The organism is Acinetobacter sp. CIP 64.2, assembly GCF_000369645.1.
In the GTDB taxonomy this organism is placed as follows: domain Bacteria; phylum Pseudomonadota; class Gammaproteobacteria; order Pseudomonadales; family Moraxellaceae; genus Acinetobacter.
The window spans coordinates 382123-408455 of the sequence record NZ_KB850121.1; the positions used below are offsets into that span (position 1 = coordinate 382123).

General features: G+C 43.6%; 20 protein-coding genes. 9 read left to right on the forward strand and 11 right to left on the reverse strand.

Annotated elements, in window-relative coordinates; genetic code table 11:
- Position 1: 1 nt before the first annotated feature.
- The 3 genes from nuoC to ndhC form a co-directional block, all read right to left on the reverse strand.
- Entirely contained in the window at positions 2–1789 is a 1788-nt protein-coding gene (gene nuoC / locus F895_RS14560; protein ID WP_005239472.1) for an NADH-quinone oxidoreductase subunit C/D, read from the reverse strand.
- A gap of 88 nt (positions 1790–1877) precedes the next feature.
- Complete coding sequence (locus tag F895_RS14555) at positions 1878–2555, reverse strand: NuoB/complex I 20 kDa subunit family protein (RefSeq protein WP_004655450.1); 678 nt, start codon at positions 2553–2555, stop codon at positions 1878–1880.
- A gap of 6 nt (positions 2556–2561) precedes the next feature.
- Positions 2562–3113, reverse strand: coding sequence for an NADH-quinone oxidoreductase subunit A (ndhC, locus tag F895_RS14550; protein WP_005239474.1), 552 nt, complete (start codon positions 3111–3113; stop codon positions 2562–2564).
- Positions 3114–3510: 397 nt separating this feature from the next.
- Here ndhC and F895_RS14545 point away from each other — a divergent pair, with 397 nt between their 5' ends.
- The 3 genes from F895_RS14545 to F895_RS14535 all read left to right on the forward strand — a co-directional run bounded on the left by F895_RS14545 (position 3511) and on the right by F895_RS14535 (position 6400).
- Complete coding sequence (locus F895_RS14545) at positions 3511–4929, forward strand: GGDEF domain-containing protein (protein WP_005239476.1); 1419 nt, start codon at positions 3511–3513, stop codon at positions 4927–4929.
- A 92-nt stretch (positions 4930–5021) separates the two neighbouring features.
- Positions 5022–5378: a hypothetical protein gene (locus F895_RS14540; protein ID WP_005239477.1), complete on the forward strand. Its 357-nt coding sequence runs from the start codon at positions 5022–5024 to the stop codon at positions 5376–5378.
- A 320-nt stretch (positions 5379–5698) separates the two neighbouring features.
- On the forward strand, positions 5699–6400 hold the full coding sequence (locus F895_RS14535; protein ID WP_005239481.1) for a glutathione S-transferase family protein: 702 nt from the start codon (positions 5699–5701) through the stop codon (positions 6398–6400).
- Between the two features lie 144 nt (positions 6401–6544).
- On the opposite strand, the gene bfmS is transcribed toward F895_RS14535, so the two are convergent.
- Together bfmS and bfmR are read right to left on the reverse strand one after the other, a co-directional pair.
- On the reverse strand, positions 6545–8185 hold the full coding sequence (gene bfmS, locus F895_RS14530) for a sensor histidine kinase BfmS (RefSeq protein WP_005239483.1): 1641 nt from the start codon (positions 8183–8185) through the stop codon (positions 6545–6547).
- Between the two features lie 107 nt (positions 8186–8292).
- Positions 8293–9009 (reverse strand): response regulator transcription factor BfmR, encoded by a 717-nt coding sequence (gene bfmR, locus F895_RS14525; protein WP_004655457.1) that lies wholly within the window; start codon positions 9007–9009, stop codon positions 8293–8295.
- Between the two features lie 546 nt (positions 9010–9555).
- Between bfmR and F895_RS14520 the strand changes: the two genes are divergently transcribed.
- The 3 genes from F895_RS14520 to F895_RS14515 all read left to right on the forward strand — a co-directional run bounded on the left by F895_RS14520 (position 9556) and on the right by F895_RS14515 (position 14046).
- Positions 9556–12396, forward strand: a complete 2841-nt coding sequence (locus F895_RS14520) for a ribonucleoside-diphosphate reductase subunit alpha (protein ID WP_005239485.1) — start codon at positions 9556–9558, stop codon at positions 12394–12396.
- Between the two features lie 93 nt (positions 12397–12489).
- Positions 12490–12621: a hypothetical protein gene (locus F895_RS19345; protein WP_004655460.1), complete on the forward strand. Its 132-nt coding sequence runs from the start codon at positions 12490–12492 to the stop codon at positions 12619–12621.
- A gap of 141 nt (positions 12622–12762) precedes the next feature.
- Positions 12763–14046: a ribonucleotide-diphosphate reductase subunit beta gene (locus F895_RS14515; RefSeq protein ID WP_005239487.1), complete on the forward strand. Its 1284-nt coding sequence runs from the start codon at positions 12763–12765 to the stop codon at positions 14044–14046.
- A gap of 490 nt (positions 14047–14536) precedes the next feature.
- Here F895_RS14515 and F895_RS14510 read toward each other — a convergent pair whose 3' ends face one another.
- The 5 genes from F895_RS14510 to F895_RS14490 form a co-directional block, all read right to left on the reverse strand.
- Positions 14537–15040, reverse strand: a complete 504-nt coding sequence (locus F895_RS14510; RefSeq protein WP_005239488.1) for an SRPBCC family protein — start codon at positions 15038–15040, stop codon at positions 14537–14539.
- Between the two features lie 108 nt (positions 15041–15148).
- Positions 15149–16150, reverse strand: coding sequence for a carbon-nitrogen hydrolase family protein (locus F895_RS14505; protein WP_005239489.1), 1002 nt, complete (start codon positions 16148–16150; stop codon positions 15149–15151).
- Positions 16147–17193 (reverse strand): helix-turn-helix transcriptional regulator, encoded by a 1047-nt coding sequence (locus F895_RS14500; protein ID WP_005239490.1) that lies wholly within the window; start codon positions 17191–17193, stop codon positions 16147–16149. The genes F895_RS14505 and F895_RS14500 overlap by 4 nt, the downstream gene beginning before the upstream one ends.
- A 73-nt stretch (positions 17194–17266) precedes the next feature.
- A complete protein-coding gene (locus F895_RS14495; protein WP_005239493.1) occupies positions 17267–18475 on the reverse strand; it encodes an alkane 1-monooxygenase in 1209 nt (402 codons plus the stop codon).
- Positions 18476–19043: 568 nt separating this feature from the next.
- The gene (locus F895_RS14490) at positions 19044–19595 is read right to left on the reverse strand and encodes a TetR/AcrR family transcriptional regulator (protein ID WP_005239494.1); all 552 of its coding nucleotides are present in this window, start codon (positions 19593–19595) and stop codon (positions 19044–19046) included.
- Positions 19596–20677: 1082 nt separating this feature from the next.
- On the opposite strand from F895_RS14490, the gene mqo reads away from it, so the two are divergent.
- The 3 genes from mqo (at position 20678) to F895_RS14475 (ending at position 24132) form a co-directional block, all read left to right on the forward strand.
- Positions 20678–22318, forward strand: coding sequence for a malate dehydrogenase (quinone) (gene mqo / locus F895_RS14485; protein ID WP_005239496.1), 1641 nt, complete (start codon positions 20678–20680; stop codon positions 22316–22318).
- Between the two features lie 78 nt (positions 22319–22396).
- A complete protein-coding gene (locus tag F895_RS14480; protein WP_005239498.1) occupies positions 22397–23638 on the forward strand; it encodes an MFS transporter in 1242 nt (413 codons plus the stop codon).
- A gap of 38 nt (positions 23639–23676) precedes the next feature.
- Positions 23677–24132, forward strand: coding sequence for a hypothetical protein (locus F895_RS14475; RefSeq protein WP_005239510.1), 456 nt, complete (start codon positions 23677–23679; stop codon positions 24130–24132).
- A gap of 51 nt (positions 24133–24183) precedes the next feature.
- Here F895_RS14475 and F895_RS14470 read toward each other — a convergent pair whose 3' ends face one another.
- Complete coding sequence (locus F895_RS14470; RefSeq protein ID WP_005239512.1) at positions 24184–26244, reverse strand: choline transporter; 2061 nt, start codon at positions 26242–26244, stop codon at positions 24184–24186.
- Between the last annotated feature and the right edge of the window lie 89 nt (positions 26245–26333).

A 26333-nucleotide genomic window follows, 5' to 3' on the forward strand; every position in this document is an offset into this window, starting at 1 on the left:
CCTAGCGATCCACGTCAGCCATAACCACGTCAATGGTTGCCAAATAAATGATCAGGTCAGAAACCAAACTGCCATTAATCACTGAAGGCATTTGCTGTAAATGCGTGAACGTTGGTGTACGAATACGGGTACGGTAACTCATGGTTGACTTGTCAGAAGTGAGGTAATAGGTACTCGCACCCTTCACGACTTCAGTCATAAATGAAGACTCGCCCGCTGGCATTACAGGACCCCAAGATACGCTTAAGAAGTGCGTAATCAAGGTTTCAATATCTTGTAATGTCTTATCTTTCGGTGGTGGAACAGCCAATGGATGATCCGCTTTATATGGACCAGATGGCATGTTGTCCAAGCACTGCTGAATGATTTTCAATGATTCAGTGATTTCACGGAAGTGAACCAGTACACGTGCATAGGCATCGCCTTCGTATTCCACTGGAATATCAAAGTCGAAGTTTTCATAACCACTGTATGGACGATATTTACGCACGTCGAAATCAATACCCGTCGCACGTAAACCTGTCCCTGTCACACCCCAAGCCAATGCAGATTTAGCATCGTATTGCGCAACGTTGCGGGTACGACCAATAAAGACTGAGTTTTTAAGCGCAGCAGTGTAGTACTCGTTCAAACGCTTCGGCATCCACTCTAGCAATTCTTTAACAAGTTTTTGCCAGTTGTTTGGAAGGTCGTGTGCTGTTCCGCCGATACGGAACCATGCCGGATGCATACGGTAACCGGTAATCGCTTCAACGATGTCATAGACTTTCTGACGGTCTGCGAACATATAGAATACAGGGGTCATACCGCCCGCATCCTGAATCGCGGTACCACAGAATAATAAGTGGTTATTGATACGGAATAACTCGTTCAACATCACACGAATCACTTGTGCACGCTCAGGGACTTGAATCCCTGCCATTTGCTCAACAGCCATCACATATGGCATGTTTTGCGCACAACCACCCAAGTAATCGACACGATCGGTATACGGAATGAATGAATGCCAAGTTTGACGTTCAGCCATCTTTTCCACACCACGGTGGTGATAACCGATATCAGGCACACAGTCTTTGACTTCTTCACCGTCCAACTGTAAAACCACACGGAACGCACCGTGTGCAGATGGATGGTTCGGACCCAAGTTCAGGAACATGAAGTCTTCGTCATCATTACCGCGTTTTAGACCCCAGTCTTCTGGCACAAAGCGTAAGTGTTCTTGTTCGAAATCTTGCTTCGCTTGATCTTGCATGTACGGGGTATATTCTGTCGCACGGGCAGAATATTCTTTACGCAATGGATGACCTTCCCAATACGTCGGCAACAAGATACGACGGAGCATTGGGTGCCCTGCGAAATCGATACCAAACATATCGTAAGCTTCACGCTCGTACCAGTTGGCATTTGGCCAGATATTGGTTGCGGTTGGGATGCTTAAATCATTTTCATTCAATGCAACTTTAATACGAATATCACTATTACGCTCAAGCGATAACAAGTGATAGAACACAGTAAAGTCAGATGCTGGCAAACCGTCACGGTGAACACGTAAACGCTCATCGACCGCAGACAAGTCAAACAACATTACATAAGGACGTTCCACTTTACGGAGGAACATAAGGACTTCTTGCACGCGTGCGCGCTCAACCCAGACTGTTGGAAACTCTTCAAAAGTCGCCTGCACATAGAAGTTCTCACCAAATTTGGTTTTGAGCTCTTCTACGATTGCAAATGCTGGGCGTGAATCAACTGGAGTTGATTCTGGCATAGCAATGTCAGTTTCAGCCATTGGCTTGGCTTCCTATTTAATACAAATTTTGTCAATTTTCCCGACGACCATATTCATCATGGAATATGTCAAAAACTCATCGTTAAAATTATTTAATGTCATCCATAGAGCGTAGGTTTTTCACCGCAATACGTTCCGCATTTTTACGGTCACGTTCTGGCATCATCTTTGGCTTATACACAGGCTGAAGATCATCACCAATAACCGCTGAAAGTGGACGGCGCTCAAGCTGAATTTGGTCTTGCAATAACATCAATGCTTGGATCAATGCTTCTGGACGTGGCGGACAACCTGGGATGTACACATCAACAGGAATAATTTTGTCTACACCTTGAACCACTGAATAGATGTCGTACATACCACCTGAGTTAGCACAAGCACCCATCGAGATGACCCATTTAGGCTCAAGCATTTGTTCATACAAACGTTGGATTACAGGCGCCATTTTGACAAAGCAAGTCCCTGCAACAATCATCAAATCCGCTTGACGTGGTGAAGCTCGAATCACCTCGGCACCAAAACGTGACAAGTCATGCACACCTGTTAATGTGGTTGCATATTCAACGTAGCAGCATGACGTACCAAAGTTAAATGGCCACAAAGAGTTTTTACGCCCCCAGTTCACGGCTGTATGCAACACATCCTCAAGACGTGTCATCATCACACTTTTATTCACTTCTTCCTCAAGTGGATCAGTGACGATTTGACGATCTTGTAATGGATATTGATCGGCATCCGGATTCGCACGGGTTAAAGTATATTTCATCCCGACTTACTCCTGTTCAAATGATGATGTAGTCGGTGTTTTTGATTTAACACGACCAGAAGACTGTGCTGGAATATGACCAGTAGGATCGACAACTAACTCTTCAATGTTATTGAATCGCGTAATGTCAGCAATATTCATATTTGGCGAACCAATTTTGGTTTTAACACCCGCTGCTTTACGACGATCCGAAGGAGCCCAGTTAAGTGCGCCAGTCGAAAGCTCATAAATCAAACCGATCAATAAAACTAAAATAAACACGGCAGCCGTTGCAAAACCCACCCAGCCGACTTCACGAACCGAAGTTGCCCAAGCGTAGAGATAGAGGGCTTCCAGATCGAAAACCACAAAGAAAATTGCAACTAAATAGAATTTGGCTGACAGGCGGATACGAGCACCGCCCGCACCTACGACACCTGACTCAAACTGCTCTTGCTTTGCACGTCCCCATGCTTTACCCCCGAGGAGTAAGGGAACTGTCAGCATAAAAACGCAAAGAAATGTAACGCCGATCACGAAGGCAATTATTGCCCAATCGTATGGAGTAATGGCACTCATGCGGGGATAACTCCTGGCAGGCCTATTTTTAACAAAGAATGTATGTATTGGCCTTCAAATACACCAAACACAAAATTAATCCCGCCAATTGTACCTGATTTCTAATTTCTCATGCTAGTTGAAGCGCTTTAGTCTTTCGGATGATTTTGTCCTCAAATTTACGGATATATCCAAGATCACGGTTAATTCACCCCTAAAAATCGAATTATCTAATCAAGAAGAGCATATTGATCATTTTTTTCTTTATGGATGAATCAAAAACATTCGTATTTTAATCAACATGCCCCAATATATTGCTGCACAAACTAAACCATTGCATTGGCGTAGTTTTATGATGAAAATTTAAACAGAATTTATATAATAGCGCGACCTCATCTCGCCATAGAAACACGTCTCTATGCCTCAAGCCCATGCAGTACTCAAACCACGCTCGCTTTTACAATTATTCGCATTCTTTACTGGGGTAATTCTGCTGTGCTGCCTCATTGGCATCGCCACCAGACACCTGACTTTTCTCGCCTCTTTCTGGCCTGCCAATTCGGTTCTGCTCGGGCTGCTGATTCGCTTTCCGCACACCCGCCACCCGATCAGTTTTATTGGTGCAATCGTAGGATATTTGCTGGCGGACACCTTACAGGGCACCCCGTTCTTACTCAATATCTGCCTGAACTCTGCCAATCTATTCTATGTTTTAACCACATTGACTTTATATATCAGATTTAATGCCTTTATCCGTTCCATGCATCAGGGCTATTTCTATCTATTTCTGTTTAGCTTTTGCTGTATTGGTGCTTTGGCCAGCTCTTTATTTGCGGCACTGACCCTCCCCTTATTCAATACCAAATTTGCTCTGGGCTCTTTCTGGACAGATTTTGGCTACTGGTTTACCGCAGAGATTCAAAATGCGCTGTTACTGCTCCCTGCGATCATCAGCGCGCCGCATTTCTCTGAGTTTAAACAACAACTCAAAGAATTTAAAACCCAGACCGTGCAACAAAGCCTGCCCTTGTTTGCAGTTATTTTTTCAATTGCGATTGGCTATTACGATGCAGGCCCTGGTTCACTGCTGTATCCGATTGCAGCACTCATCTGGTGCGCCCTGAGCTATCGCCATTTCTCAGTCGCCATCATCACCTCAATCAGTTGCGCCTTTGTGATCTATCATGTTTCACAAAACTACCTACTACTTTATCCAGAACACTTTTTAAACAACGCCATTTCGATCCGCCTTGGATTGATTATGATGACCATTGCACCGCTCACTGTTTCCAGCATCAATATCTTGAGATCCAAACTGATTCAAGAACTACAGCACACCATTGCCCACGACGAACTCACCTCAAGCCTGACCCGACGTCAATTTCTGCAGTCCGTACAATTATTACAGCAGCAAGCCACCAGTTCAGGACAAACCACGGCTTTCCTGATGCTTGATATTGATCATTTCAAACAGGTGAATGACAGCTATGGACACCAAATGGGTGATCGTGCCTTGCAAAGCTGTGTACATACCATTCAAAGCCTGCTCAGACCCCAAGACCTGCTCGGGCGTTTAGGCGGTGAAGAGTTTGCTATTTTTATGTCCAATACCGATGCCGATGCAGCTTATCTCTGTGCAGAAAAAATTCGCTTACAAATCAGTAAAACTCCGATTGAATATGCAACACAACAGAGCTTTTCGATCCAAATCAGTATCGGTATTTGTATTTGTGAGCCTGAAAATCAGCACTCCATCGAGCAATTATTCAAACAGGCCGATGATGTACTGTATCAAGCCAAACGTCAGGGCCGCAATCAAGTTGTCATTTCGACATAATATGTTGCAATTCAGCTAAATACTTTAATTATCTTTATACACAGTTCGCGTAATAGATGAGTATTCTAGAATGAGCACAAAAGGAGAAAAACATGCATCTAGAATATACACACGACTCAGATTACTTCTTTTTTTCACAACTTCTGATGCGTCATATCGAAAGTTATGTTCGAAAACATCCAGATGCTGATAATGCAATTTTTGATTTAAGAGACATCTACGAAGTATTTAGAGAAGATTTTGCCGCAACCACGACCAACCTAGAAAGTATTCTGAATATTGCGGACAGCTATAAAGTTGAAACCTTAAATGGCGATCAAGCACTCATCAAAGGCTATAAAATCGATATTAAAAATAATGCCCTGCTGATTGACTTCAATGCTGATGCATTGCAAGGTCTGCGCTCAGGTAAACCCCTGATTGAACCTGATCCCTCTCTGCATGAGTAAAAATCATTCAGCTCATACCAAGCGGTGCCCAACACTTTAGATTACGATTCTTTTTCACTCTATTTATAAAAAGCAGCAACCTTGCTGCTTTTTTCTTGTCAGCAACGATATGCAGAACAACAGACAATCTAACAATAACACTCTCATTCAGAGGATAAATAATGCAAATCAAACAGCAAACCCAAAGTATCATCATCACGATGTCACTCACATTGACGACGGCAGCCTCAGCCAACACCGTAGAGCAAGCCTTTACAACTGGACACTAAGGCCACACTCCCCAACCGGCAGACACGATGAACTAGAACTGATTAAAATCCATGTTAAAACTCTACCATTTAAGTAACTCTCGCTCACAGCGCATCGTGTGGCTGCTTGAAGTCTTACAACTCGATTATGCGCTTATTTTTTGTGAGCGTACCCCCAATGGCGAGGCACCTGAGTGGCTCAAAGACATTCATCCTTTGGGTAAAGTTCCAATTTTGGTGGATGATATGTATAGCCCGCCCCAAGTGTTAGCAGAGACTTCCGCCATATTAGATAGCCTGCTGGCGAATGGATTGCCTCATCAGCTCCAACCAACAAACTCAGTAAATAAACAGCAATATTTTTATTGGAAAAATTTTGCAGATGCAACGCTGATGCCGAATTTAACACTCAAGCAGATTTTTTCTCGAATGGTAGATCGGTCACCTTTTTTTGCACGACCTTTAATCAGAATAATAAAGCGATCCTTTGACCGACAGTTTCTCAATCCAACCCTTTATCAGCAGATGACATTGATAGAACAGCATCTTGCAACACACACATGGTTTGCAGGAGAAGCTTTCTCAGCTGCCGACATCATGATGGTCTTTTTAGTAGAAGCCCTGTTAAATTTAATTACAGACAAGCAAAGATTTCCTGCCACTTTAAATTACATGCAGCGTGTTCAGGCATTAGACTCTTTTCAGGCTGCCCAAATTAAAGGTCAGTGGAACAGTACAGAACATCAGGCTTATTGGTCAAAAACATGGGCATAATTGCCCCATGCACCCCCTCCGTTCCTGCCAATGCATCTCGCTATGCAAAAGCAAGTGAATGGGCTTAAAATTTTGCTATAAAAAAAGCCAAGGCAATATCCCTTGGCTTTTTATTACATCAAAAAGAGCAACCGTCTTTTCATTCTATTTTTTAATCACTTGTTTATAACGCTTGGCAGGCCAAGTCATGATAAAGCGCGCACCGCCCAAGTTTGGACTTTGATCGACTTGAATGGTGCCACCGAACCAGTACGCAATCCGGCTGACAATTGACAAGCCCAGACCATAACCACCCGAAGCACGGGTACGACTGTCATCTAAACGCGCAAAGGCTTCAAAAATACGACTGCGCTCTTGCTCTGGAATCCCCGGTCCGTCATCTTCTACACAAACATAGGCATTGCCATCAGCATGAATCCCACCGCTGATACGCACCTTATGATCACAGTAACGTACCGCATTGCCGACCAGATTTTGTACCACACGATGCAGGTAACGACGCTCTGCATCTACCTTTAAAGACAACGCTGGTGCAATCAGTTCAATTTCTTTTTGCGTCTTCAGTGCCTCGGTTTCCATCGCCACCTGATCCAGCACCTCGACCAGAACAATGTCTTCAAAATCTAAAGACGGCGTGCCCTGTTCCAGTTTGGCATAGGTCATGATCTCGTCAATCAAGGTATTCAATGCCTCAATATCCTTATCAATCATATCGACCTGTTGAATACGATAATTATAATCATCTTCTTCTGCCAGCATTTCCATACCAAAGCGGATTCGCGCTACAGGTGTTCTCAACTCATGTGACACCGCACGCATCAACTCACGCTGCGCTTCAATCAAACGCTGAATATGATCCGACATGTTGTTATAGCTGGAAGCCAAGTTGGCCATTTCATCGCTCCCTTCAATCGGGACACGTAAGGACAAATCACCTGATTTCATCTTGTTCAGAGCATAACGAACCTGGCGGATTTTTCGCTCCAATGGTAAAATCAGACCGTATACCCCCAAGCTCAACAGGAACAAGCTAAATAAAGTAATGCCTGCAGACAGTTGGAACGGCATCCAGTTAAACATCGGCACAGGCCCTAAAATCAGCACTTGCGCAGGATGGTTCGGCATAGGAGAAACAATCGAAATGGTGGTTCCACGCACCGTTGCACTGTCTTTATACAACAATACACTCTGATCTTGGCGCAAACGACCAATTTGCTCTGAATCCAGATTGATATCTTTAATATCTGCAATTTCAATCGGATAATAAAAATGCTTTTTGATTTTATCTAAGTACTCACGCTCCTGCCCTGGATAGAAAATCAAATAATCCAGTACAAAAATCGGTAGCGCTTTCATCTGGCGTTCGCCAATTTTATCGACTTTGATATACAGGTAATGCTTAGAATCGTCTTTTAAACCGATAATGATATAACCTATACCATTATTGGCATCATAACGAACCACTGATTTTTGTTCTGCGATGCGCTTTTTTTCGGTGCGAGACAGTTCTACCCGTTCTGCATCGACATAGTAGATCGGCAATTCCAGCAAATCAGAAGCATCGGAAATCCAATCTAACTTCTGCTGTTTTTCTGGCTGACGAGATACACCTTCACTAATGACATAGGAAATACCATCAGTAAGAGATTCACGATATTCTTGCGCACGTTGATAGTTAATGATCTGCACCAGCAAATAACAAAATGCGGCAACCACAACGACCAAAACGACCAAACCAGCATAAATACGCAAAAATATGCTGTTTTTCAGTACTCGACTTACCATAGGGTAAATAATTCCAAGCTAGTGAACATCTCCCCTGAACAGCTACGCTGCACAAGGCCCCTTCTATCAAGGGAAAAGCCCCCTGAGATCAGGAGGCTTTAGAGTATTTAGATTCCGTTGGTTTCTTTAACGAATAAATAACCTTTACTACGTACAGTTTTAATACGTTTTGGATTTTCCGGATCATCACCAATTTTTGGACGAATACGAGAAATCCGTACATCGATTGAACGATCTTGACCATCATATTCAATACCGCGTAGGCGCTCGAAAATATCTTCACGAGACAGGATACGACCTGCATTCGAAGCCAATAACCACAACAAATCATATTCAGCGCTAGTGAAGTCAACCAACTCACCATTTAAAGTCACTGAACGACCGCCATTATCAATCACCAGATCATCAAACTCGATACGTTGTGCCACTTCGTCTTCTACGGTTTTGTCAGTGCGACGTAATAAAGCACGAATACGTGCTAGTAACACACGTGGCTGAACAGGTTTAGCCACATAGTCATCGGCACCCATTTCCAAACCAAGCACCTGATCCATATCTTCTGTACGCGCAGTCAGCATCAAGATTGGTTGGTGATAATGTGGACGTACTTCACGACAAACGGTTAAACCATCTGCGCCTGGTAACATGACATCGAGGACAACCAGATCTGGCTGCTCGCTGATAATACGACGAATTGCACGATTACCGTCTGTTTCAACCCCAACTTCCAAACCGTTACGGATCAAATACTCTTGTGTTAAACGTGCTAAGCGCTCATCATCTTCTACGATCAAAATCTTCGGTAACTTTTCTTCTTGGCTCATTTGTTTGCCCCTAAAATCTGAGTGAATCCGCCTATCAAAAACCTGACAGATACATTGGTTTATGTTTTGCAATATACACACGTTTACATTGTAAACAAGTAGGCGTTCACCAAACTGATACACGCCTAGCCCCTTTTGTTATCTTTTTATTAAAATTATGAATTTTAATATATTTTTCAGTTTTGCATGCTTTTTCCGACAGGATGAACATTTAGTATAGATTTTGTGCCAATGTTAAACAATTTGTTTCTTTATTCACCCAAAGCCGTTTAAGTGTCTGTTTTTTGAGTTATCCACAGAGTTATCTATAAGCCTTTTTTCATGGCTTTGTTATGCTATGTCCCTGTGAATTCAGCAGTTAAGACATGAAAAAAAAATTAGTAAAATGTCAAGGATTGATCTGCTGGAAAAAATCCCGTATCTTGTGTTGAAAATAAACTTTAACCACTAAGTATTGTGTTTATCCCTCAAACATCGTGGCATACTTTTTGCTCGATTCAAACGGTCCATGAACATAAAAATAGATGATAATGGAGCTATGCTGACATGAGCATCATCACTTCTACTCCTGGCCAACTTCAGGTCATTAAGCGCACTGGTGAGATTGCGACATTTAATGCCGAGAAAATTTCTGTTGCGATTGGGAAAGCATTTTTAGCTGTTGAAGGTCAACAAGGTACTGACTCTAGTCGTATCCATGACCGTATTACACAACTCACAGAAATGGTAATGAACACGTTTAACCGTCGTTTACCATCTGGTGGTACGATTCATATCGAAGAAATCCAAGACCAAGTTGAATTGGCACTGATGCGTACGGGCGAACAGAAAGTTGCCCGTGCCTATGTGATTTATCGCGACCAACGCGCAAGCGCTCGTCAGCAAACTGGTGCGAACCATCATCCTACCCTGCAAATTACAGATACCAATGGTCAGCTCCAGCCATTGGATTTGGACGCATTAACAGCCACGATTGCAACTGCAAGTGAAGGCTTAGAAGGGATTGATGTTCAAGCGATCGTGGATGAAACCGTTAAGAACCTCTACAACGGCGTAAAAGAAAGCGATATTGCAACCACCATGATGATGGCAACGCGTACCCGTATTGAACAAGAGCCAAACTACACCTATGTGACTGCTCGTTTACTTCGTAACGAATTGGTTAGCACAGGTTTAGAGTTCTTGGGTCTGCCAACAGACACTTTAGAAGGCGATGCTTTAGAAACCTTCTTGAAGAAAGGTATTGAGCTTGATCTGCTTTCTAAAGACCTGCTTGACTTCGACCTTGCGAAATTGGCTGCGGCGATCAAACCAGAACGCTCAAACCAGTTTACTTACTTAGGTCTACAAACTTTATTTGACCGTTACTTCATCCATTCAAATGGCGTGCGTTTTGAATTACCACAATTATTCTTTATGCGTGTATCAATGGGTCTTTCGCTCAATGAAGAAAACAGAGAAGATCGTGCGATCGAGTTCTATGACTTATTGTCTAGCTTCGACTACATGGCATCTACACCTACCCTGTTTAACTCAGGTACTTTGCGTCCGCAATTATCAAGCTGTTACTTGACCACCATTGGTGATGACCTGTACGACATTTATGGCGCAATGCGTGATAACGCAATGTTGTCTAAATGGGCAGGCGGTCTCGGTAATGACTGGACACCAGTACGTGCCTTGAACTCTTATATCAAAGGCACCAACGGTAAATCACAAGGTGTGGTTCCATTCCTTAAAGTTGCCAACGATACTGCCGTTGCGGTGAACCAAGGTGGTAAGCGTAAAGGTGCAGTTTGTGCATACCTGGAAACTTGGCACTTGGATGTTGAAGAATTCCTAGAGCTACGTAAGAACACCGGTGATGACCGTCGTCGTACCCATGACATGAACACAGCGAACTGGGTGCCTGACCTGTTCATGCAACGTGTATTTGAAGATGCTGAGTGGACATTGTTCACGCCTTCTGAAACACCAGACCTGCATGATTTAACGGGTGCTGAATTTGCTGAGCGTTATGCACACTACGAAGCGGTCGCAAAACAAGAAAACATGTTGCACAAGAAAGTCCGTGCGAAAGATTTATGGCGCAAAATGCTTTCGATGTTGTTCGAAACAGGCCATCCGTGGATCACATTCAAAGACGTATGTAACTTACGTTCACCACAACAACACGTGGGTGTGGTTCACTCATCTAACTTGTGTACAGAAATTACCTTAAATACCAACCAAGACGAAATCGCGGTCTGTAACTTAGGTTCGATCAACCTTGTACAACACGTTCAAGGTGGTGTGTTAGATCGTGAGAAGCTTGCCCGTACTGTAAAAACAGCAGTTCGCATGCTCGATAACGTGATCGACATTAACTACTATGCCGTGCCACAAGCGAAGAACTCAAACTTGAAACACCGCCCTGTGGGTATGGGGATCATGGGCTTCCAAGATGCATTGTATGAAATGAATCTTGCTTATGGTTCAGATGCAGCGGTTGATTTCGCTGATGAATCAATGGAAGTGATCAGCTACTACGCAATCGAAACGTCAAGCAACCTTGCAATCGAACGTGGTGCTTACTCAACATTCAAAGGTTCATTGTGGGATCAAGGGATCTTGCCAATCGACTCTTTAGAAATCGTTGCGAAATCACGTCCAGAGCGTATGTTCGAAGTTGATCGTACACAACGTTTAGACTGGGATTCATTACGTACCAAAGTTCAAAAAGACGGTATGCGTAACTCAAATGTGATGGCGATTGCACCGACTGCAACCATCTCTAACATTTGTGGCGTATCTCAATCGATTGAGCCGACGTTCCAGAACTTGTATGTGAAATCAAACCTTTCTGGTGAATTCACCGTGATCAACCCTTACCTCGTTCGTGCATTAAAACAACGTGGTCTATGGGATACCGTGATGGTCAATGACCTGAAACACTTCGAAGGCTCAGTACAAAAGATTGCGCGTATTCCTGATGAATTAAAAGCAATCTTCGCAACTGCGTTTGAAGTGGATACTCGCTGGATCGTGGATGCTGCATCACGTCGTCAAAAGTGGATCGACCAAGCACAGTCATTGAACCTTTACATCGCTGGCGCGAACGGTAAGAAACTGGACATCACCTATAAGATGGCATGGTTACGTGGTCTTAAAACCACCTATTACCTCCGAGCTTTAGGTGCAACTTCAGCAGAGAAATCAACGATCAATACTGGCGCACTCAATGCAGTTAAACCAGCATCGGTTGAAGCACCTGTAGTTGCAGCACCAGCAGCAGTGGTTGCAGAGAAGAAACCTGAAACTGCGGTTGAAGAAGATGGTTTTACCACTGCGGCTCCAGTGCCAATGGCGTGTTCAATTGACAACCCAGACTGCGAAGCTTGTCAGTAATTTTATTCCTCTCTTAACAAACTCCCTCTCCGTTTAGGAGAGGTGAGGAGCAACTAAAGCTCCGCAAGAGAGGTTCCTATAGAGGCATCGATCATGTTCCATCTCAGTCATAATTATCAATTTGGTGTGATTGTTCTGATTTGTGCCTTTCTAGTGTTTTATATCCCCCTCGTTTACGCGTTTTTTAAAATACGTAGACAACAGCGTAATCAAAATAAGTCTTAGGGATTGTCGGTGCCATTGGTCACTTTTTAAAACTCAATCAATAAAACTTAATTTTGCTTACACAAATTGAGCGTATAGTAGGACATCTCCTTGCTTGAGATGTCTAAATAAAAGATATAAAGCAACGAAGAGAGAATTGATATGTCTATCCTTAGTTGGGACGATTTTGAAGATGATTCGCAAAAACCGACTACACCTGAACACAAGTCTGCGACCATCGACTCGCAAAAAACGACTAATACGCAAGTGGTATCTGATTCAGAGCAATCATCGCCGCGCATGGCAACTGCACAACCCGCTGGAACCAATACCGTGCGATCAACAGATCCCACCGATTCGTTGGCACGAGCATCTGCTGCCTTAGAACACCTCGATGTTGCACCGGGCTTGGAAGAGCTTGAAATGGGTGCACAGCGTGTTCAGGTGGATGATAAAGCAATGATCAACTGCCGCGCAGACTTGAACCAGCTTGTTCCATTTAAATACGAGTGGGCTTGGCAGAAGTATCTTGACGGGTGTGCAAACCACTGGATGCCGCAAGAAGTCAACATGAACCATGATATCGCGCTTTGGAAGTCTGAAAATGGCTTAACTGAAGATGAGCGTACCATCATCATGCGTTCTTTGGGTTTCTTCTCGACTGCAGACTCATTGGTTGCAAACAACTTGGTGTTGGCGATCTACCGTCACATTACCAACCCAGAATGCCGTCAGTACATCTTGCGTCAAGCATTTGAAGAAGCAATTCACACCCATGCTTATCAATACTGTATCGAATCTTTGGGTATGGACGAAGGCGAAGTCTTCAACATGTACCGCGAGATTCCAAGTGTTGCGCGTAAAGCATCATGGGGCTTGAAGTACACTCAATCGTTAAGTGACCCTACTTTCCATACAGGCACACCTGAAAACGACCAACGTTTATTGCGTAACTTGATTGCATTCTATTGTGTTCTTGAAGGGATCTTCTTCTACTGTGGCTTTACTCAAATCTTGAGTATGGGTCGTCGTAACAAGATGAATGGTGTTGCTGAGCAGTTCCAGTATATCTTGCGTGATGAGTCGATGCACTTGAACTTCGGTATCGACATGATCAACCAAATCAAGATCGAGAACCCGCACTTGTGGACGGCTGAGTTCCAAGAAGAAGTGATTCAAATGATTCTTGAAGGTACCATGCTTGAGATCGAATATGCGCGTGACACCATGCCACGTGGTGTATTGGGTATGAATGCAAGCATGATGGAAGAATACTTGAAGTTCATCTGTAACCGTCGTTTAGCGCAACTTGGTTTACCTGAGCAGTTTGCTGGTGTAACTAACCCGTTTGCGTGGATGTCTGAGATGATGGACTTGCGTAAAGAGAAGAACTTCTTTGAAACGCGTGTAACAGATTACCAAACTGGTGGTGCGTTAAGCTGGTAGAATTTAACGTTATCCATTGAAATAAAATAAGTAGACATTTGATTGAACTACTTAATCATGGATACCAATATTTCCATTATTGGTATCCATGATCTCTCAGCTAGTTTTCTAACAAAACTGTTTTTAAAGCAGTGCTTTACCTAGATCAAGCAAGAAAAACTTTTTTCAGTTCTAGCATTGTTTTAGATATGACCTATGCATGAACATCCAAAATAACTACCACAAAATGCAAGATAACAATCTTATCATCGGCAGTGTTACATCTACTGCACAGACTACAAGCCCGAGAAAACTCATCAATTTACCCTTCTCCAAACGATCTATTGCTGGCTGAATAAACTAATCAGCATTACAGGTTTACCCATAAGCATTGCTCAAAAATATATATTGAGAAAACAATGGGTTCTCCAAAGAATCTAGTTTTAATTCAACTACAGGACACCTAGGAAACAGTTAAGACGGTTAAGGCCTGATATCAAATCAGGGCTGACTAATACCGTCCCGATTTAAAATGCTTCTCCGTATCACGCTTGAAACTATCAAACAAAAATAGCTTGTTCGGAAGCTCAACCAGATCAAACAGCATTTTTAAACCTTTGCGCGGCTCAAATGCAAAGCGCCAGATGAACTCACAACCTTCTTCAGTTGGTGTGACCCGATAATCTTCGGCAAACATCGCCAAAAATGGAGTGTTCATTTGTTCCACGTAAAACGCATGACGACGATTGACCTCATCCCAAATAAAAAAACGCTCCCGTAATTTCACGGCGTTGAACACCACACCAACTGCCCTCGTAGTGCCGACTGCAAAGGGACGTTCTGACGTATATTGACCATTCAGCATTTTGCACCACGCCAGAGGACGGTCGGCCGTCAGCCCAGCCCAGACCTGATCAGCATCTACAGGAAGCCTCATCACGTAGCTATAGTGATACGTCGCTGTTTCAAATATTGAATCGTCTTGCGGTTTGTTTAAATTAAACCAAAAAGCCATGTCTGCTCCAAAAGGATAAGGGTGATACATTGATAGTGGAGATTCTGCTGCTTCCTCTCTAGCGAGAAAAGCCCATGTATGCCGTTTGTCTTTAGCATGCAGTGCAACTTATAAATCTGGTGCAACTAAATTTGGCAAGTCATGTGACTCTAATGCTTGCCATGGAAAACAGCCCAGTCTGTGACGCAGTTGGTACGCCAAGGTGCCATGAAGATTAGCCGCGTGCCAGCCTAAATGAGTCATCGGCGTGACATCAAAAATCCAGTATTGATCTGGGATTGGATCGATCGGTTTGGGTGTATTCAGCGTGACGTCTGCAGCTACATGCCCCTCACCATCCTCAAAACTGAGTCGTGCGAGAATATGTCCCTCACGATCGCAGATTTGCGATTCACCAATCATTTCGGTTTCCCAGCGGATACCAGGCAGCATCGGAGTGTTACATCGTATCTTGCCAACATGCGCAGCATGAGCAATCGGCACTCCTGTCAATCTTGCAACCTGCCCAGGCAATTCATATTGCTGCCTTTGATAAAGGGCATGTTCACGTCGCATGAGCCAACCTACAGGACCGTGCCAATTAAGAGGCAATGACCACCAGCACATTCCTCCCAGTATCAACTGTACATTTTCGGCACGCACACGTGCCGCAGTGCCGGTACGAGCCCACTCCCAGCCAGACATAAGGCCGACTTTACACCCAAGACTTTGACATGTAACAACGCCATGATCATTGCCACCCACATAAAAATTCTGCTCCCACGCCGTGGGAATATCCTTGTCATGCAAATGCACCAGACCTGTAGGCTCTGCCAGCAGATAAGTCCCGTAGCTATGCTTACCTCGTATAGATAGAAAGCCACCAGCCAAGACAATGCCAAGTTCTCTGGCTAGACGTCGCATGAGTTGAAATGGTCTGCCATCAATAGGCTCAGGCGTTGTACGTAAAATCGGTGAATAGACATTCGGTGAAGTAAATGCTTCAGGTAAGACAATGATTTCAGGGGCGTGCTCACGATAAGCATCACGAATCAGCGCTTCGACACGGAGCAGATTGGCATCCACGTCACCGAGCGTTAAGGTAGGCTGTACAACGGCGATCTTGGTCATGACATGCTCTTCACATTAGATGGGATTTGGGGTGGCAGGCGGAACTCTGAAGGCGTTTTTCCAGTAAGACGTTTGAACGTACGTGCAAAGTTTGCCGAACTACTGAATCCGAGATGCTGCGCAATCTCCGCGATCGGTTTTTGTGAGTGCTCAAGCAATTCTTTTGCATAGGCTATGCACACCTCATCCAACAGTTGCCGGAATGTTGTACCTTCCTGTGACAATCTACGCACCAATGTCCGATATGACATCTTCAGGCTTTGAGCCACAGATTCAGTATTGATGATTCGCTGTTCATCCAGATTAAGGTGCAGCAATCGCCTGACTTGCAAACTCACAGATTTATTATGATTTCTTTGGAACCGTATACGGAGTTCCTCCACCATCTGACGTTGCAAAGTTTGGTTTTGCGTCAAAAGTGGAGTTTCTAGCAGCGCCCGCGGGATCACAATACTATTTTTATCGGCCTCATGCTGTACGTATAGATGGAAGAACTCTTCATATAAAGCATCTGGATAGACTGAGACATGCGCAAACTTGACATACACGCCATCCAAGGGTGTGAGTATGAATGGTAAGAAGCTATGCAGAGCACCCATTACCATTTCTGTGAAAAATGCATTCTGCTCGCCAAAATCAGTCACCCGCTCAAAGTTCACATGAACCTGATTGCCAAAATTCTGACGACTGACTTCAAACGCTGGCATCACTAGCGGGAAGAACTCAATTGCAGCATTCAGCGCATCTTCAAGCGTACGTGATGCAAGTGCCAACAAGCCCAGCTTACCATGTGCCGTGACAGGGAAAGCATCAAGGATCTGGAATAAAGCCGGACGATCAGACATGCAGTATTGCTGAGTCAGGGTATAAGCTCGCATAAATTGCTCCCCATCAATCATTCCGCCGTGATTGCGTCGCTCTTCATACCGAACACCGCATTGCCGATGAAAATCCTTTAGATCCTCTTCGTGCGGACAAATGAGTGCCTCGCATACATCCAGATACTGTATAGGAAACTGTAAGGACTTTAACGGTACCATCATGGCATCAACCTATGGATACAGATCATCTAAAATTTAACTTAACCCATGCTAGATAGGCTAATCAATGCCCGTATTACTGGCTTTCCAGCGCCAAACTATCTTTCTTGCCAAACTTGGCAAAAATTCGTGCACGAGCCTTGGGGTAAATATTGGCTTTGCTCAGATCACCCTGATAATGATCAACTACACGCTGATCCATGAGTTTAAACCACCAAACCGGAATAATCGTAGGTAAAAGCAGCCCGGCATAGCCACCAGGAAGCTCTGGGATATTGTTATAATGACGTAAGGTCTGAAAAGGACGTGTGGGATACGCATGGTGATCGGAGTGACGCTGGATCTGATACAGCAATAGGTTCGTTATCAAGCTATTATTGTTCCAGCTATGCTGTGGCATAGTGCGCTCATACTGGCCGTTTGGCAGTTTCTGCCGCAACAAGCCATAGTGCTCTACATAGTTGATGGCCTCAAATAAAGTCACACTATATGCCGCCTGAGTAATCTGGAATGGAATGACACGACGACCAAACAAGGCAATTAAGCTGGCGTGGAAGGCTGTGGACATGGCCCAACCCTGTAATAGTTCATTCTCCATAGACCACCAGCCTTTGCCTTTTCTTGCCAACCTTGCACTCTCAATCTGGATAGCCGACTTAACACTACCAATCACTGAGCGCGGCAGAAAGCGCCAGAAAGACTCACCAAGCTGGGCCGAGGCCGCATCTTCTGGGGTCGCAACATGCTTATGGTGTCCAAATGGATGCTCTACCCGAAAATGGGTATAGCACGAAGGGGCTAATGCCATGTGAGATAGATGGTGGTATTTTTTCTGCGGCTTATGACATAGCTCATGTGCCGTACCCACTGCAGTACCGTTCACAGCACCTAACGTAGCACCCATCATGATTTGGTCAATCAGCGGAGTACCTTTACGACTGACGGCATAAGCCGCGACCAGTGTAGTCAAATATTGTAATGGAATAAACGCCGCAACAAGCTGCATATAATAAGGGTCTTGCTCCAACGCTTTAATTGCCTCATCGGGAACATTACCGCCATCCTCTCCGATGATTTTTTCCAAAACAGGAATCAGTCCATGAATAATTGCTGGCCCAGCCGCGGCCAGAAATCTTAATTTCTTGGGTGCGAGCACATATCCTGTTACAGCAGTAAGACCAATGACAGGCAAACCAGGACTAAATAGCCATAGATAGCGTTTAGGGTCTTGATAGGGATCTTTTGCCGATTTCTGCTCAATGGGTAGTGGAACCTTGCCATTCATATCCTGACTCCTGTCATACTTTGTGCATGTAATGAAGTGAACTTTGGCTAGTCTGATACGCGCTTCTGGAGCATGGAAATCACGACTATGCAAAAGAGTTTTCTTCATTAAATCAGGCTTTGAAATTCCGTTGCTGCCACATACATTCAATTCATGCCATTTATGGTGATAGCAAGTCGATATCCATCAGTAAACTCTTTGACAGATACATCTACTGGATAAACGAGATACTTAAAGAGTTCAAGAACAGGACAACAAACAAAACAGGAGCCATTTAAGCAAACGCAATCTGATGCACTTGATAATGTCTGATCAAAATCAATCAAGGTGATCACAAGAGTTTGTCTTGCAGGGCTGTATTGCTTTGGGTTTTCCATTCCCAAGTAAAAACAGATGTTCTCCTAAAGCTGGTCATTGATACCTCCGTTTCACAGGAACAGTAGGATGCCATTTTATAATCATGCCAATATGATTGGGCAACATTCAAATTTTGGAAAATTAAAAATGACCGCTGTTCTATCATTCAACACCATCAATGTGTTTCTATAAGGCTTCAACTAAGCAACCCTTATCCTATCCCCACCATCCACCCTTCCAGCAACTTGTCTTTATCCTCTGTATGACCACTCAACAACCGCACCATTGCCCCATCCACCATAAACAAGAACATCTGCGCATCTACTTTTGCAGCATTAATATCCACTCTTACCAACAACATATAAATTTCACGAATCAGCCAGTTTCGGTACTCCACCACGATCTCATATGCCTTTGGATAACGTGTTTTAATTTCAAAAACCGCCCGAAACAATAAATGGTACAGCCCTTCCAGATCGGTATGTAGACAGAAAATCTGTTTTAGTTTTTCGCGTTCTGATAAGTTTTTATCGGCATAAATAATTGAACGCACTTCTTTTTTGAGTGCCGTTCTCTGTACATTCAGCACCATTTCGATCAACTGTTCTTTGGAGTGAAAATATTTATAAAATGTGCCTTTGGCAACTTGTGACGCCTCAATAATCAGGTCGACCCCAACATAATGGAAACCATCTTGGCTAAACAATGCTCGGGAGGTATCGAGCACCCTTGATGTACGATTAGACAAAGCAAAAGGTGGCATAGTATTTCCCTTTTAAAATCATTTTTATTCCATCGAAATTGAGATAAAACGCTCTGCAATGCTGTAATTTGCCAAAAAAAGACATGCAAAAAGCCGAATAAGACAGCCTGAGCACATCTCATGTTTTAAAGTTGATCTGATGTTTTAGTCGTGACGAATGAGCGTTTGGAAACCTACAGCTCATCAAACGGTATCTAAGACTAATGAAGAAGAATATAAAGATGATACATGGCCAACTCCTAAATCATTCGGAATTCTGCCAAGACATAAAGATTATGGTGGCAGGGAGAAAGAGGGTTGACAGACTGAACCTAAGAATCAGCACGCCCGAAGGCGTCCCCCTTTCGCCCTACCGCTACAAAAGGGGGACGAACGAGTCTACATCAAAAAAACAAGGTTTTTCAATGCACTTAGGAAACGGTCTGTCAAAACCGGCTGGCGATGTAGGCCAGCGCTTAAAGAATAATCGGTGGGTTTAAGGGTGTCAATGTTACACTTCAGGCCAAAGAAATTTTATTGTTATTTTTCAAATATCTATATTATTTATTAATTTTAAATTATGATATAAGTGTATTTTTACAATCAAATAATAGACTTTAAAACTCAAATTTAAACCATTTAGGCCAATCCAACATATTCATGAATATGAGTAAAATAAGCCTATCGTAGCCATCTTATCGGGTATATGCATTGGATCGCGGTAGCTAGGAATAAATCAGGCAGTGTTGTGAAAATTTTTACACCATTATGCATAGCTGAGCCAATTTTTTATTGTGCACATCATCGTATCTGGTCAAAATGTGACTCATCTCTCTAAACTATAAACCTCAGATTTACTAGAACTTTACACAATAAAAATACAATATTTAATCTAAAGCGACTTGATTTGTACATTTTGAAACACTAGTTCAACCAAAACACCATCTAAATTAAAGTAAAATTCATGAACTAACCTCTCTGACATCAGTGTAAAGGCCAACCCTTTGCTGATGTACCTTTATTGCGTCTGTATCATCATTTAAATTCTTTCTCTCTATATCGCTTGTCATATAGAGCGTCATTTAATTTTTAAGGTAAATTGAATGAAAAAATTTTGGAAATATTTATTAGTACTGATCGTGGTACTGATTATTATTGCAATTGCCTTTCTTTTTAGACCAGTTGCGTCTAAGGCAATTAAAACCACCAACAACGAACCTACTGTCGATGTTGTACTGATCGGTGGCGGGATCATGAGTGCCACTTTAGGTACTTACCTCAACGAATTACAACCAGACTGGAACATCCGCATGTATGAACGTCTTGATGCTGTTGCACAAGAAAGTTCAAACGGTTTTAACAATGCGGGTACAGGCCACTCTGGCTTTATGGAAATGAACTATACCGAAGAAAAAGACGGTAAAATGGACATTTCTAAAGCCATCAACGTGGCTGGCCAGTTTGAAATTGCCAAGCAATTCTGGGCTTACCAAGTGAAACAAGGTGTGTTAGAAACACCAAATACGTTCATTAACCCAGTACCACATATTGCATTTGTGTGGGGCGATAACGTGAACTTCATGGAAAAGCGTTATGCTGCCATGGTTCAAAACCCGTTATTCGCGGGCATGAAAATGAGCGAAGATAAAGCTGAAATTCAGAAATGGGCACCTTTGGTGATGGATGGTCGTGATCCTCAACAAAAAGTGGCAGCAACCCGTATGGACGTTGGTTCTGACGTGAACTACGGTGCAATCACCACTCAGTTGATCAACCACCTCGAAAAGAGTCCAAACTTCAAACTCAGCACTTCAACTGAAGTAACTGGTATCAGCAAGAATGACGACAACACGTGGTCTGTTGCATTCAAAGATTTGAAATCTGGCAAAGTTGATCATGTTAAAACACGTTTCGTATTTATTGGTGCGGGCGGTGCTGCAATTAAATTATTGCAAATGACTGGCTTACCAGAAGCACAACAATATGCAGGCTTCCCTGTAGGTGGTGAGTTCCTTGTGACTGACAACCCTGCGGTCACTGCAAAGCACACAGCCAAAGTCTATGGCCGTGCTGATCTTGGTGCGCCTCCAATGTCTGTTCCACATATTGATACCCGTTATATCGACGGTAAAAAATATGTGTTGTTTGGCCCATTCGCAACCTATTCAAACAAGTTCCTGAAAAATGGTTCACAACTTGATTTGCTTGCATCAACCAACAAAAACAACGTCTTGCCGATGGCTGCAATTGGTCTACAAAATGCTGACCTTGTTCAGTACCTCGTCAGCCAAGTGTTGATGTCTGATGCTGATCGTTTCAACGAGTTGAAAAAATACTACCCTGAAGCTGATCCAAAAGACTGGCATTTACAACGAGGTGGTCAACGCGTTCAGATCATCAAAAAAGAGCCGGGTAAACCTGCGAAATTGCAATTCGGTACAGAAATCTTTGCATCTAAAGACAAGTCTGTAACGGCGTTATTAGGTGCTTCTCCGGGTGCATCAACCTCTCCTTACATCATGCTCAACTTGCTTGAAAAAGCATTCCCAGAGCAAACCAAAGGTGTTTGGAATGAGAAATTGCATGAGATCGTTCGTTCTTATGGCAAAGACCTTTCAACTGATCCTGCGTTGTTAGATCAAATCCGTCATTATTCAAGTTCAACGTTGGGCTTGAACTATACGACACCTGCAAACTTGGTTCCTGCCAAGAAAGTCGAAAAAGCGGAAGCTGTTGCACAATAAGCAAGGCCAAGCCTAAATCAAAAGGGAGGAGTTTCGGCTCTTCCCTTTTCTCATTCTGCCGTTTATATTTTTCACCCTATGCCTTCTGCTGTACCCGATTCTGCTTTTGCTGCATTTGCCAGTCGTGACTTTAGGTTATTGACCCTCAATCAATGCTGTCTGACCTTTGCGGTACTGATTCAAGAAGTGCTGGTGGCGTTTCATCTGTATCAAATCACCAAAAACCCGCTGATTCTCGGCTTGGTCGGAATCATGGATTTTTTGCCTTTTCTCGCCCTGTCTTTATGGGGAGGGTATATTGCTGACCGCTTTAACCGTCAGCGTATTTTGCAAATCAGTTTTAGTTTAGCCATTCCCCTGTCGCTTGGCTTATGGATCTGCTTTGATCTGTTTCAGGCGGATAAAATCAGTTCCAACCTCTTACTGATTGCAACCTTCAGTATCCTGTTTTTATTTGGCTGTATTCGCGGTATTTATAGCCCCTGCTTTAACTCCTTACGCCCCTTTGTGATTCCCGAACATCTGTATGCCAATGCGGCAACATGGACCAGTATGTGCTGGCAGGCCTGCGGCATTCTTGCCCCTGTAATCGGCGGCTTTTTGCTGGCTCATCTCGATTTAGAGATTACCTTTGCCGTGATCGTGGCACTTTTTCTGATCGGTTGTATCGCGCTGTGGTGTTTACAAAAACGAGCGTTTCCGCAACTGCAAACCGAGTCGATCACACAAAGCCTGAAAGAAGCACTACAATTTATTTTTAAAACCAAAATTATTTTCTGGGCCATATTTCTCGATCTTGGTTCCGTTTTCTTTGGTGGAATTATCGCGCTGCTCCCCATTTTTGCCCAAGATATTTTGCATGTCGGTGCCGATGGTTTTGGTTTATTACGCGCTGCACCTGCGTTTGGCGGCTTGCTGATGATGGTGGTTTTAGTCCGCTATCCACCCAAGTCCAGACCATGGCAAATCATGTTGATTGCCGTGGCAGGCTTTGCACTATGCACTCTGTTATTTGCTGTTACCAGACAGCTCTATTTTTCTGTCGCAGTTCTCATTATTATGGGTGCCTGTGACAGCATCAACATTGTTATTCGTCAAACCCTACTGCAACTGATTCCCCCCAAGGACATGCTTGGACGCATTGCTGCCATTAATGGCATCTTTGTCACCTCAAGTAATGAACTGGGCGCCTTGCAGTCTAGTGTGATGACACGCTTTTTCAGCGTGGTGCCTGCAATGTTGATTGGTGGATCACTTTCTTTGCTCTGTGTTGTATTAACAAAGATCAAAACCAAAGATTTATTGAATTTTCGCTTTTAGTTTCCCAAACAAACTGCTATTTAAAAAACCAATGTAATATGAAACATACTTTGCCGCCCACTTCTGGCCTATCTAAATTTATCATTTTTTCCGTTTTTGTATGGCTCGTACTCTTGTGGCTACAGTCCACCTATATTGTGGTGATTGGTGGGCAAGCCTATCTGTTCTGGACCTCTTTGGGTCTGTTGATCCTGAATGTACTCAGCTTGCGCCCCAATATTTTAAAAAATCGAATTGCCTTGGCCATCACCGCCGTATTACTGGTCTATCTGCTGTTTAACTCGCTGTTTTGTACTTATCTGATGATTGCCTTCTATTGTATTTTCTACCTGTATTCTGGCGAATATAAACATAAACGCGCGATCAAACTGATCAGTTTATTTTTAATCATGATTATCTTCGCCATCTATCAAAGCCAGTCCTTGCATGAACTAAAAAGCCATTACGCACCTTATGAAACCGGTGAAACATGGCAAAAATACGGCGCCTTATAATTCAGCCCATAAAAAAAACCTCACAAGCAGTGAGGTTTTTTTATGGAAGGTTTAGTCTTGTGAATCTGGATACAAAGGACGGTTACCAGGACTAATCCGATTGATATGCAAGAAGGTCATATGACGTTCATACTTATCCAGAATGTCATTAATCACCTGTTCTTTGGTGTATCCCACCAAGTCATTGTCCTGAGAACCTTCATACAAGAAAGTCTCTAAACGGTAGTAGAACTGCTTACCACGTTTACCACGCTCACTAAAGGTCGGTGCGATATAACGTACCGGCCAGATCTGGTACACGAAGTTATGCTCTTCTTCGATGTAGATGGTGAGATCCAGATGGTACAGGCTGTCGCTTTCATCGACCTCGCCCTGCGTCACTTCCACATTCATGCCACGCTTGATCAACTCATCCGCCACGGTCTGTACCGCTGGCTTACATACACTGTCGAGCATACGTTGAGTTTCACTACTGCCCGGATGATGCATGACACGGGATAAGCGCTGCTTCCAGTTCAGAATGTCCACGTTTCCGACCACAGGTGCCGCATTTAAGCTGCGACTGGCTTTACGATAATCCTCTAAACGCAAGGATTTATATAAGCCCGCCATCACCAATAACATCACAAAACTAAACGGCAAGCCCATGATCACCGTGGCGCTTTGCAGGGCTGTAATCCCGTTCGCCATCAACATCGCGATCGTGAGTAAACCAATTGCCGTTGCCCAGAAAATTCTCAGCCAACGCGGTGCGTCATTGTCAACATTGGAGAACTTGGTGGTAAAGTTACCGAGTACCAAAGCACCTGAATCCGCAGATGTCACATAGAACAGCAAGCCGGTAATCGTGGCCACACCTGCAATAAAGGCAAAGCCCGGATATTGCGCCAACAGGTCATAAAAACCATGTGCAGGATCAGTCAAAACCGTTTGTGCCAGTGCTGTATTGCCTTCAAAAATTACGTTATATAAGGCGCTATTTCCGAAAATAGACAACCACGTAATCGTGAACAATAAAGGAATGATCAAGGTGCCGCAGACAAATTCACGAATGGTACGGCCACGCGAAATACGTGCCAAGAATAGCCCTACAAAGGGCGACCATGCGACCCACCATGCCCAGAAGAACAAGGTCCAACTATTCATCCAGTCTTTTGGTCGGTCAAAGGCAAAGCTTTCCAAGGCCAAACTCGGGAAACGACTGATATAGTCACCAAAGTTTTGCACCAAGGCATTGAGCAAGAATTCGGTATTGCCGAGGAACAGGACGAACAACATCAAGCCAATCGCGGCATAAATATTGATTTCGGATAAAACCTTAATGCCTTTATTGACCCCTGCCGTCACCGAAATAATAGTCACAATCACAGCAAGACCAATCAGTGCGATCTGAATCCATAGGTTTTCAGGTACATCAAACAGCACATGCAAACCATAATTGATCTGCACCACCGCAATACCACAGGTGGTCGCGATACCAAAGATCGTACCAATAACCGCAGCGGTATCCACAGTATGCCCAATCGGCCCATCAATTTTATTACCAAAGATTGGATATAAAGCAGAACGAATGGTCAGAGGTAGGTTATAGCGATAACTAAAATAACCCAAGGCCATCCCGACCAGTGCATACATGCCCCAACCAGTTAAACCATAGTGGAACAGGGTCCAAACCATGCCCTGACGGGCCGCTTCATAGGTCTGGCCTTCGCCCACAGGAGGATTCATATAATGAGACAGCGGCTCTGCCACCGAGAAGAACATTAAGTCTGTGCCGATCCCTGCTGCGAACAGCATGGCCGACCAACTGAGTAGGCTAAACTCAGGTTTGGAGTGCTTTGGACCCAGTTTGATATCACCATAACGCGAGCAGGCAATAAAGATCACGAAGATCAAATACAGCGTTGCTGCCAGCAAGTAATACCAGCTAAATTTATCACTGACCCAAGCCAGCACCACATTGAGTAAGTGGTTGGCAAAGTCATTAAAAAAAATCGTAACCAGTGCAAATGTTAAAATAAGTAGAGCTGAAACATAAAAGACCACACGATTTAAATGGTCTTTATTCGCTAATGTAGAATCATCAACCGCTCTTGGATTATCTGTTGCCATACAATCCTCAGGGAGTTAGAGAACAAAAAGAAAATATTCATCGACGTCTTTCCACCTTTGATTCAATGAAAAGACATGTCTGAATAAAA